The 10,038-nt window shown below is 70.6% G+C and carries 10 protein-coding genes; 9 read left to right on the forward strand and 1 reads right to left on the reverse strand.

The features are described 5' to 3' along the window. The 8 genes from VGX25_RS16300 to VGX25_RS16335 are packed head-to-tail and all read left to right on the forward strand — an operon-like array spanning position 1 to position 7,815. Positions 1-372 carry a cupin domain-containing protein gene (locus VGX25_RS16300; RefSeq protein ID WP_326918633.1) on the forward strand — a complete coding sequence of 124 codons (372 nt, stop codon included), beginning with the start codon at positions 1-3 and terminating at the stop codon, positions 370-372. Beyond that, entirely contained in the window at positions 369-1,910 is a 1,542-nt protein-coding gene (locus tag VGX25_RS16305) for a class I tRNA ligase family protein (RefSeq protein WP_326918634.1), read from the forward strand. The genes VGX25_RS16300 and VGX25_RS16305 overlap by 4 nt, the downstream gene beginning before the upstream one ends. Before the next feature lies 1 nt (position 1,911). Next, complete coding sequence (locus VGX25_RS16310) at positions 1,912-3,051, forward strand: NAD(P)/FAD-dependent oxidoreductase (protein ID WP_326918635.1); 1,140 nt, start codon at positions 1,912-1,914, stop codon at positions 3,049-3,051. Beyond that, on the forward strand, positions 3,048-4,346 hold the full coding sequence (locus VGX25_RS16315; RefSeq protein ID WP_326918636.1) for an ATP-grasp domain-containing protein: 1,299 nt from the start codon (positions 3,048-3,050) through the stop codon (positions 4,344-4,346). The genes VGX25_RS16310 and VGX25_RS16315 overlap by 4 nt, the downstream gene beginning before the upstream one ends. Beyond that, a complete protein-coding gene (locus VGX25_RS16320; protein WP_326918637.1) occupies positions 4,343-4,705 on the forward strand; it encodes a hypothetical protein in 363 nt (120 codons plus the stop codon). The genes VGX25_RS16315 and VGX25_RS16320 overlap by 4 nt, the downstream gene beginning before the upstream one ends. Beyond that, positions 4,702-6,057 (forward strand): FAD-binding oxidoreductase, encoded by a 1,356-nt coding sequence (locus VGX25_RS16325; protein WP_326918638.1) that lies wholly within the window; start codon positions 4,702-4,704, stop codon positions 6,055-6,057. Before VGX25_RS16320 ends, VGX25_RS16325 begins: the two co-directional genes overlap by 4 nt. Positions 6,058-6,103: 46 nt before the next feature. Continuing rightward, positions 6,104-6,631, forward strand: a complete 528-nt coding sequence (locus VGX25_RS16330; RefSeq protein WP_326918639.1) for a flavin reductase family protein — start codon at positions 6,104-6,106, stop codon at positions 6,629-6,631. Then, positions 6,628-7,815, forward strand: a complete 1,188-nt coding sequence (locus VGX25_RS16335; RefSeq protein WP_326918640.1) for a GNAT family N-acetyltransferase — start codon at positions 6,628-6,630, stop codon at positions 7,813-7,815. Before VGX25_RS16330 ends, VGX25_RS16335 begins: the two co-directional genes overlap by 4 nt. Here VGX25_RS16335 and VGX25_RS16340 read toward each other — a convergent pair. Further along, positions 7,812-9,110 carry an NB-ARC domain-containing protein gene (locus VGX25_RS16340; RefSeq protein ID WP_326918641.1) on the reverse strand — a complete coding sequence of 433 codons (1,299 nt, stop codon included), beginning with the start codon at positions 9,108-9,110 and terminating at the stop codon, positions 7,812-7,814. The genes VGX25_RS16335 and VGX25_RS16340 overlap by 4 nt on opposite strands. A 204-nt stretch (positions 9,111-9,314) precedes the next feature. Between VGX25_RS16340 and VGX25_RS16345 the strand changes: the two genes are divergently transcribed. After that, positions 9,315-10,038 (forward strand): ABC transporter substrate-binding protein (locus VGX25_RS16345; protein WP_326918642.1); only part of this gene is annotated, 724 nt, incomplete at its 3' end.

Consider the following 10,038-nt stretch of genomic DNA (forward strand, 5'->3'; position numbering starts at 1 on the left):
ATGATCGAGATCCGCAACCTGGACCGGGCCAACCTCACCAAGGCGTACGGCCTGGACTCCCAGCGCCTGTTGCCCTGGCCCGCGCTCAACGCCCCGTTCGAGGGTGCGTGGTGCATCCTGCGCTCCGGCGACGAGTCCACGCCGCACTCCCACCACGAGTACGAGATCTTCATCGCGATGTCGGGCGCCGCCCAACTGGACGTCGACGGGCAGCGGTATGACTTCGTCGCCGGCGACATCGTGCACCTGCCCCCGGGCTGCACGCACAAGGTCGTCAACGACAGCCCGGCCGACTTCGAGTACTACGGCATCTGGTGGGACACCGAGATGTCCGAGAAGTTCCTCGCCATGCACGAGGAGCAGTCCAGATGAGCCGGACGACGCTGATCATCTCGCCGGCCCCCACGGCCAACGGCGATCTGCATCTCGGCCACATCGCCGGCCCGTTCCTCGCAGCCGACGTCCACACCCGCTACCTGCGGGCCACCGGCCGCAACGTCCTACTGGCCACGGGGTTCCAGGACACCTCGACCTACGTGGTCACCACCGCGCGGCGGCTGGGCATGACGCCGAAGGCGCTCGTGGCCAGGTCGGCGGAGCAGATCGAGACGACCCTGGCCGCGGTCGGGGTCGGCGTCGACGGGTTCACCGGCGACGAGGACCGGTTCGTCAAGACGGTGCTGGGGTTCATGGAGCAGTTGCACGCCGCCGGCAAGTTCGAGCTGCGCACGATGACCTTCCCGTACTCGCCGGCGACCGGTGAGTACCTTGTGGACGGTTACGCGCGGGGCGGCTGCCCGCTCTGCCTCGCCGACGGGTGCGCCGGACTGTGCGAAAGCTGCGGCAACCCGATCGCCGCGGGTGACCTGATCGATCCGAAGTCGACGATGAACCCCGACGACCCGGTGGAGCTGCGCGAGGCACAGGTGCTCGTGCTGCCCATGGAGCGGTACCGCGGGCGGATCCGCGCGCACTTCGCCGAGCACGGCAAGGCGATGCGTCCGCACATGGTCCAGGCGATCGAGGAGATGCTGTCCCGGCCGCTACCGGACTACCCGATCACCTACCCGATCTCGTGGGGCATTCCGGCGCCGTTCCAGGAGGTCGCCGGCCAGGCGATCAACCCGAACGCCGAGCCCGCGGCGTGGAGCATCTACTGCGCCGCGCTGTCGGCCGAGCGCCGTGGGATGAAGCTGGCCGCCGACGACGAGCTGTGGCTCGCCGGGGCGGGCACGAAGGTGGTCTACTTCCTCGGCTTCGACAACACCTACCCGTTCGCCGTCGCGGCGGTGGCGATGCTGCTGGCCAGCGACGGGCGGTACCTGCTGCCCGAGGAGTTCATCACCAACGAGTTCTACGAGCTGGACAACTCGAAGTTCTCCACCAGCAGGGGACACGTGGTGTGGGGCCGGGACCTGGTCGCCGAGGTGCCGCGCGACCTTGTCCGGTTCCACCTGGCCGCGACCAGCCCGGAGAACCAGCGCACCGACTTCAGCCGACTCGCACTGGCACGGGTGACGACCTCGCGCTTGGTCGAGCCGTGGAACCGGGTGGCGGACACGGTGGACCGGTTCACCGGCCGTGGGTCGCTGCCGGTGTCCGAGCGGTCGCGCGCCGCGGCCGCCCGGATCATCGAACGTTTCGCCGCCTGTTACGAGTTGGACTGCTTCAGCCTCACCCGGGCCGCGGAGACGCTGACCGAGCAGCTGGGCCGGCTGGCGCGGTGGGCGGTGCGCCCCGGCGAGGAGGGCGACTTCTGCCACGAGGTCGATGTGGTGCTGCGGTGCGCTGCACCCATTCTGATCGACCTGGCCGGTGCGGCGTTGCCGGAGACGCGCATCCCGGTGGGCACGAACCGGATGACCGTCACACCGGTGACCCTGCCGCGGTTGACCCCATGGGCGGGATGAGGTGATCACCGACACCCGGCCGGGAACGGCGCGGCGGGCCTCGCGCCGGCGGGTCGTCGTCGTCGGCGCGGGCGTCACCGGGCTGATCACCGCCGTCCGGTGCGTGCTCGCCGGGCATCGGGTGACCGTGCTGGACCGGGGCGCGATCCCGCATCCGGGGTCGAGCTCCTTCGACCAGCACCGGGCCATCCGGGCGCTCGACCCCGCCGACCCGGAGCGCACCCGGCGTGCCGCGTTGGCCCATCACCGGTGGCTGGAGCTGGAAACCCTGCTGTGCGGGTCCCGGCCGGGCACCGGGTTCTACCGCCGGGTCGGCGTGCTGACCGGGTGGCCCGGCGACGAGGTCACGGCGGCCGCCGCCGTCGCGGCCCACGCCGGGCTGTCGGTCAAGCTCGTCGAACCCGACGAGTTCCCGCACATCCGGTTCCCGGTGGGCTTTCGCGGTGTGCTCGAGCTCGACGCGGGCGTGCTGCTCGCCGACCGGGTGCTGTGGACGGCGGCACGGTGGCTGGCCGGCCACCCCGAGGCCCGGCTGCGCCCGTGGTGTCCCGTGTCCTCAGTGGACACCGAGACGGGACGGGTGGTGCTGGCTGACGGCACCGTGGAGCGGGGCGACCTGGTCCTGATCGCCGGTGGTCCGTGGTCGAGGGCGCTCGTGGACCTGCCGACCGTGCTGCACCGGCAGACCATGGTCTACCTGCGTTCGCCCGACGAGCTGACCCGGTGGTGGGACACCGCGCCCAGCGCGGGCCGCATCGGCGCCGACGGCCGCGCCTGGCTGCTGCCATCCGGCGGTGGAACGGTGCTGAAGATCAGCACCGACGCGGCGTGCCGCGAAGTGTCCACTGTAGACGACAGGGCCGACGAGGACGAGCTCCGCTGGAGCGAGCGGATCATGGCGGCGGACATCCTGACCGACATGGACCGGTACACCGTCGCCGCGGTGAAGCGGTGCCACTACGCGGTGGACGCGCACACCGGCACCGCACATCTCGTCCGCGTCGGCCCGGCCGTCTGGGCCCGTGCGGCCAGCGGCGGCGACGGGTTCCGCACCGCGCCCCTTGTCGCCGACCGAATCGTGGACGCGCTGCGTCACACGCAGTCACCCCTGAGGATTTCAACCGGAAGGAACACGACATGAGCAGCTCCAAGAGCGTGCTGCTGGTGATCGGCAGCGGACTCAAGCTCTACCGCGAGTACCTGGTCCGCTCCGCCTCGGCCAGGGCCCGTCGGGCGGGCTACGAGCTGGTGCTGATCAACAACCTGCGGCCGACCTGGCAGCACGAGTACTTCGACGAGATCACCGTGGTCAACGTGTTCGACCACGAGCTGCTGGCCAAGACCGCCCGCGAGATCGCCGCCCGGCACACCGTCGTCGGCCTGCTGTGCTGGGACGAGCCGCTGGTGATGCCGGCCGCGGAGCTGGCCGTGGAGTTCGGCGTGCCGGGACTGAGCATCCCCGGCGTGCACGGCTGCCGGGACAAGTACAGCGCGCGGACCCGGTTGACCGAAGGCGGTCTGCTGCAGCCCGGCTTCGCGCTGACGGCCAACCTGGCGCAGGCACGGATCGCCGCCGCGCGGATCGGCTACCCCGTCGTGGCGAAGCCCCGCGCGCTCGGCGCCAGCATGGGCGTGGTGCTGGCCAGGACCGAGCGGGAGCTGGAAGACGCCTTCCAGGTCGCGTCCGACGCCAGCCTGGTCGGCGACGAGCCGTTCCGCGGCGGCGCCATCATCGAGGAGTACGCCGTCGGTCCGGAGATCAGCATCGACGGCGCCGTGCACAAGGGCGAGTACCTGCCGATGTTCGTGGCCCGCAAGCGCACCGGCTGCTACCCGTACTTCGAGGAGACCGGGCACGTCGTCGACGCGTCCGACCCGCTGCTGGACGACCCGGTGCTGATGGACACCCTGGCGCGCGCGCACCGGGTGCTCGGCATCGAGGACGGCATCACGCACTCGGAGGTGCGGCTGACCGAGCGCGGCCCGCTGATCATCGAGATCAACGGCCGGGTCGGCGGCGACCTGATCCCGTTCCTCGGCAAGGTCGCTACCGGCATCGACCCCGGCGAGGTCATGGTGGACGTCGCGCTGGGACAGCGGCCCGACATCACCCGGACCAGGCGGGCCGCGGTCGGCATCCGGTTCGGCTACCCGGAGCACGACTGCCTTGTCCGCTCGGTGCGGGTGCCGGACGAGGCGCCCGGCCTGGTGACGGCGTCCCCGATGGTCGAGCCCGGCACCACGCTGCGGCTGCCTCCCGGCGGTTACATCGCCCGGCACTCCTTCGTGGTGTGCCGCGCCGACGACCCGCAGACCTGCGAGGAACGGCTGGACGCGGCGGCCGCGATGGTCGAGGTGGACGCCGAGCAGGTCGCGCCGAAGCCGCGGGGCGCCATGCTGGAGATGCCGGCCGGACTGCTGGACGTGGACGAATGATCAGCTACGAGGGCAGGCTGTTCCGCAAGGCGGGCGGGGGCGACGGCACCGTCGCCCGCTACCGCCAGGACGGCGACCTGGTGTGGGCGGACTTCACCGGCGGGAAGGTGCGGCGCGGCACGGTCACCGGGACGTGCTCACCGGACGGCACCTTGCGACTCGCGTACACCATGGTGCTGGACACCGGTGAGGTGATCTCCGGGCACACCGTGAACGTGCCGCAGTGGCAGCCAGACGGGCGGCTGGTGCTGCGCGAGGAGTGGCAACGCTACGGCGAGCATGCCACCAGCGGGGTGTCCTATTTGGAAGAGGTGCTGTCGGAGCCATCGGTTGCGGCACAGCCGGGAGTGCGGGCATGACCGGGTGGGAGCGGCTGCGCGGCCTCGTCGACGGGCGGCTGCGACTGCCTGGCGACAGCGGGTTCGACGAGGCCAGCAGGCCGTTCAACGAGCGCTTCCGCGACGTGCGGCCGGCCGCGGTGCTGTCCGTGGCCGGATCGGCCGACGTCAGCAGGGCGATCGGTTGGTCAAGGGACACCGGGGTGCCCATCGTGGCCAGGGGCGGCGGGCACAGCTACGCGGGCAACTCCGTCAACCGGGGCCTGGTGCTCGACCTGCGGGACATCGACGGTGTCCACGTGGACCCGTCGACCGCGCTGGTCACCGTCGGCGGCGGCGCCCAGATGCGGAAGGTCTACGCGGTGTTGCGCGAGCACGACCTGATCTTTCCGCTCGGCAACTCCGACGACGTCGGCATCGGCGGCCTCGTGCTCGGCGGCGGCGTCTCCGTGGTGTCCCGCGCGATGGGGCTCACCTGCGACTCGCTCGTGTCCACCGACGTCGTCCTGGCCGACGGCAGCACGGTGACCTGCAGCGAGACCGAGCACACGGACCTGTTCTGGGCGTGCCGGGGCGGTGGCGGCGGCAACTTCGGGGTGAACACCTCGTTCACGTTCCAGGCGCGACCGGTCCCGGCCACGTCCACCTGCCTGGTGCTGTGGGACTGGCCGCACGCGATCGACGTGCTGGCCACCATGCAGGAGGTCATGCGCCGCGCCCCCAACGGGTTCGCCGCCCGGATCGGGGTGAGCCGCGCGGCGGGCGAGGACGGTGTCGTCTCGGTGATCGGGCAGCACCTGGGCCCGGCGGCCGAGCTGCGGGAGCTGCTCGCCCCCGCGTTGGCCGCCGCCCCGGCGTCCCGGGCGGACATCGCCGACCGGACCTACTGGGAGGCCGCGGACTACCTGCACCACACCACCGCGGGCGGCGCGTTCGCCGTGCGCACCCGGTGCACCCCGGCGCCACTGGCCGAGGACGGGCTGCGGACCATCGTGACCGCGGTGGACAAGTGGCCCGGCAGCGCCAACCCCGACGGCGCCGGGGCCGCCCTGTTCACCTGGGGCGGTGCGATCAACGACGTGCCGGTGTCCGAGACCGCGTTCCCCCACCGGGACGTGCTGTTCCTCGTCTCGATGGACACCTCGTGGCAGCCGGACGAGCCGCCGGAGGTCGTGCGGGAGAACCTGGACTGGCTGACCGCGCTGCACCGGGACATGGGGGAGTTCGCCCCGGACGCGTCCTACGTGAACTTCACCGATCCGGACCTCGATGACTGGCGTGCCGCGTACCACGGCCCCAACGCCGCGCGGCTGGCGGAGGTCAAACGCCACTACGACCCCGATCGCGTCTTCTCCTTCTCCCAGGCGATCTGACCCGTGCCCGCCACCCGAGCTGACGCTTCTCGAAGGAGCGATCGGAATGCCACCCGACCTGCGTGGTTTTATGCGGAACTTCGCCACCGGCGTGTGCGTGGCGACGACCTACAGCGAACAAGCGGACGGCAGGCACCACGACGCGGTGACGGTCAACTCGCTGACCTCGATCTCGCTCGACCCGCCGCTGGTGTCGCTGTGCCTGCGGCTGGACTCGGCGTTCCTGGCCGACCTGCTGGCTACCAAGAAGTGGGCGGTTTCCATCCTGGACAGCGAGGCCCGTGACGTCGCAAGGCAGCTCGCCAAGGACCGGGCGACCCGGGCCCCCGCGGTGCGCGCGCTGCCCGCGTCACCGGGGTGGCACACCGGCGCGCTGTTGCTCGACTCCGCGAGCTGGCTGGAGTGCGTCCTGTGGGACAGCTTCGACCTGGGTGACCACACCCTCGTCGTGGGCGAGGCCGTCGCCGCGCGCGAGCAGCGGCGTGGTCCCGCCCTGGTCTTCCTGCACGGTCGTTACCACGCACTGGACGAACAAATTTCACGGCCCACAGGGACGAAAGGTCAGGCCAGATGAGCAACATCCGCCAGGTCTCCGGCGAGGAGCGGTTGCACACCGCCTTCACCCTCTATCCGTACGCCTTCGGCGAGACACCGTCCGCCGGCGCGGCCGAGGAGCTGCGCGACACCCTGCCATTTCATGAGGACAACCACACCCTGATCGTCGAGGAAAACGGCCGGACGATTGCCACGGCGGCCGCGATCCCGATGCAACAGAACCTGCGTGGGACCGTTCTGGGCATGGCGGCCATCGCCTGGGTCGCAACCCATCCCGGTGCCCGCCGGCGAGGCCACAGCCGCCGACTGATGCACCAGATGCACAGTGACATGCTCGACAAGGGACACCTGCTGGCCGCGCTCTACCCATTTCACCCGTCGTTCTACGAGAAATTCGGCTATGTCGGGTTGCTGCTCAACCGCACGGCGACATTCCCGCCCGAGGGACTGGCGCCACTGCTGGACGTCACACTTCCCGGCGAGGTGTCCTGGCAGAACATCCGGGACGGTTTCGAGGTCTATCGGGCATTCCTGCGGCGCGTGCTGTCGGAGCGGCACGGTTTCATGTTCACTCCCGACTTCCGGGCCGCCAGGGCACGCGACTCGGCCGACCGCTGGCTGGCCACCGCCACGGTCGACGGGGAAGTGGTCGGCCTGCTCACGTACCGCGTCGACGGCTACGGCGGCCGCCTCCACGCCGACGAGCTGCTCTACACCACCGCGCTCGGACGGGCACTGCTGCTGCAGTTCCTCGCCCAGCACGCGTACCACGTCTCGCGGATCGTGATCACCGTCGCGCCCGACGAGTTCCCCGAGACCTGGGCGACCAGCATCACCGTCCGGACCGAGGCCGAGTCGGCTTTTCCCACGTCGCCGGCCATGATGGTGCGGCTGCTGTCGATGGATGCGCTTCGGGGCGTGCGCTGCGGCGCCGGACGGGTGGAGATCGAGCTGGTCGACGACCAACTTCTCGCCGGACGGTATCTGCTGGACGGCACCGGCGGGACGATCGACGTCACCACCACCGGGACGGCCGGGGAGAAGGCCACCCTCACCGCCGCCGGGCTTTCGGGGCTGGCCTACGGCGTACTGGACCCGGTGGACGTCGTCGCGCGCGGTCTGGGTGAGATCTCCGAGGGTGCGGCGGTCGAGCTGCGTGCCCTCCTGCCCCGGCACACGCCACACGCCTTCGGCAAGGGCTAGATCTGACGCATCTCGCCGGCGAACACGCTGACCAGCGCCGGGATGTCATATCTGCCCGCAACCGCGGAGTGGCGCACCAACCCGGCGTCCACCAGCGACTCAAGCAGTTCGTCCGTGGTGTCCACCGGGACGTTCATCGCGGTGGCCACTCCGATCGCCGTCGTCGACCGCGCACCGTTCGAACCCAGTCGGCGGACGACCGCGCGCGCCGGCGCCGAAAGCCTCTGGTATGCCGAGGCGAACCGCTCCCGCACCGTCATGTCGCCGACGGCCAGGATGTCCAGCAGGCGGCGGCGGTCGGTGAGCTGGCCGGCGGTGTCCGCGATCGTCCTCTGTGGACGCGCGGCGATCCTTCTGCCGACGATGCTGACGGCCAGCGGCAGGTCCCCACACAGCTCGGCGATGGCATCGGCGGCCTCGTACTCGGCCCGCACCCGCGCCGACCCGGCCAGCCGGCGGAGCAGGGCCAGGGACTCCGCACGGCTGAACACGTCCAGGTGGACCCGGTACGTGCCGCACAGGCCGAGCAGCCGGGCCCTGCTGGTGAGCACGACCTGGCTGTGTGCGCTCTGCGCGAGCAGCGGTCGGACCTGGGCCTCGCGTCGCACGTTGGCGAGCAGGACGAAGACCTTGCGCTGCGCCAGCAGCGACCGGTACAGCCCGATTCGCTGCATCGGGTTGTCGGACACGTGCTCAGCGGGCACGCCGAGCGCGAGCAGGAAGTCCCGCACGATCGCCGGTACCGCCGCGCCGTCCGACCTGTCGGTGGCGAGATCGACATAGAGCTGTCCGTCCGGGAACCGGCTCGCGGGCTGCTCAGCCAGCCGCAGCGCCAGCGCGGACTTGCCAACTCCGGCCAGACCACTGATGAGGATCGGTGTCCGCGCGTCGGCGGACGAACCGATCAGGCGGCCCGCGTCGGCGATGACGTCGGCACGGCCCACGAAGCTGCCCGCGGCCATCGGCAACTGGGCCGGACGGACGAAGGTGCCGGCGTCCGGTGCGTACGGCCGGTCATCCCGGACGACCGCCGATCGCTCGGCGATCTCCCGCCACCGCCGTTCCCATTGCACCCGGTCTCCTCCGCAGGCGGACACGAACGCCATGGTCACCGCCAGCGTCGGCAGCCGCCATCCGCCCGCCGCGCTCGACAGCACCGACGGCGAGAACAGGGCGTCGCCCGCGAGCCTCCGGTAGCTCGGATTGCCCGCCCGGTGCCGTAGCGCCCGCAGGTCGTGTGCGAATGCCGGGACCGGCCCGCCGGACGCGTCCAGCGGCCGTTCGGGTCGCCCCATTTAGTGCCCCCCAGAGAGATCCTGCTACCCACCGGATGCTACCTCCTGACGGGCGGCCAGGTGAGTCGGTTGATCTGGTTGATTGTTTCGATTCCCGAGGATGGCAGCCAATCCGACGTTCTGTTGAACTCTTGGTCGGCGCGCACGCTCCGCGGCCGTGCGCGAATCCGGCGTCATCGACAGGACAAGGCCTACGGAGGAAGTGTGCGATCATCGGGCGCGATCATCAGCTACCACGGCACGGAGCCGGAGAACGCACTGATCCCCGGCCACACCACGGAATCCGGCGGGGTCAAGGTGATCGCCGCCCTGTTCCGCGGACTGGTCTCCTACGACCCGATCGACGCCCACCCGAGGAACGCGGTCGCGGAGTCCATCGAGACCACCGACTCCACGGTGTTCACCGTCAAGCTGAAGCGCGGCTGGACATTCCACGACGGCACACCGGTCACCGCGAACAGCTTCGTCGACGCCTGGAACTACACCGCATACGGCCCGAACGCGATGCAGGCGGCCAGTTTCCTGTCGCACATCGAGGGCTTTGGCGAGGTGAACGCCCCCGACTCGACGGTCACGGAGCTGTCCGGCCTGAAGGTGGTCGATGACCACACCTTCGTGGTGACCCTGTCGGCGCCGTTCTCCGAGTTCCCCGTCACGCTCGGCTGCAGCGCGTTCTTCCCGTTGCCGAAGGCATTTTTCGAGGACCGGGCGGCGTACGAGGCACACCCGATCGGCAACGGCGCGTTCAGGTTCGTCTCCCGGGAGCCCGAGAAGAACATCCTGCTCGAGCGCTACGACAAGTACGCCGGGGACGACAAACCCCACATCGGCGGCGTCGACTTCCGGATCTACGCCAGCCTGGAAGACGCCTACCACGACGTGATGGCGGACCGGCTCGACTACCTCGATGTCACGCCGTTCTGGGCGC

This window comes from Actinophytocola sp. (genome assembly GCF_035942955.1).
Lineage (GTDB): Bacteria > Actinomycetota > Actinomycetes > Mycobacteriales > Pseudonocardiaceae > DASYTH01.

Bases quoted from the DNA above. Each gene is read 5' to 3' on its own strand.
- VGX25_RS16325 (WP_326918638.1), top strand. From the start codon at position 4,702: ATGACCGGGTGGGAGCGGCTGCGCGGCCTCGTCGACGGGCGGCTGCGA.
- VGX25_RS16300 (WP_326918633.1), top strand. From the start codon at position 1: ATGATCGAGATCCGCAACCTGGACCGGGCCAACCTCACCAAGGCGTAC.
- VGX25_RS16320 (WP_326918637.1), top strand. From the start codon at position 4,343: ATGATCAGCTACGAGGGCAGGCTGTTCCGCAAGGCGGGCGGGGGCGAC.
- VGX25_RS16340 (WP_326918641.1), bottom strand. From the start codon at position 9,110: ATGGGGCGACCCGAACGGCCGCTGGACGCGTCCGGCGGGCCGGTCCCG.
- VGX25_RS16330 (WP_326918639.1), top strand. From the start codon at position 6,104: ATGCCACCCGACCTGCGTGGTTTTATGCGGAACTTCGCCACCGGCGTG.
- VGX25_RS16315 (WP_326918636.1), top strand. From the start codon at position 3,048: ATGAGCAGCTCCAAGAGCGTGCTGCTGGTGATCGGCAGCGGACTCAAG.
- VGX25_RS16335 (WP_326918640.1), top strand. From the start codon at position 6,628: ATGAGCAACATCCGCCAGGTCTCCGGCGAGGAGCGGTTGCACACCGCC.
- VGX25_RS16305 (WP_326918634.1), top strand. From the start codon at position 369: ATGAGCCGGACGACGCTGATCATCTCGCCGGCCCCCACGGCCAACGGC.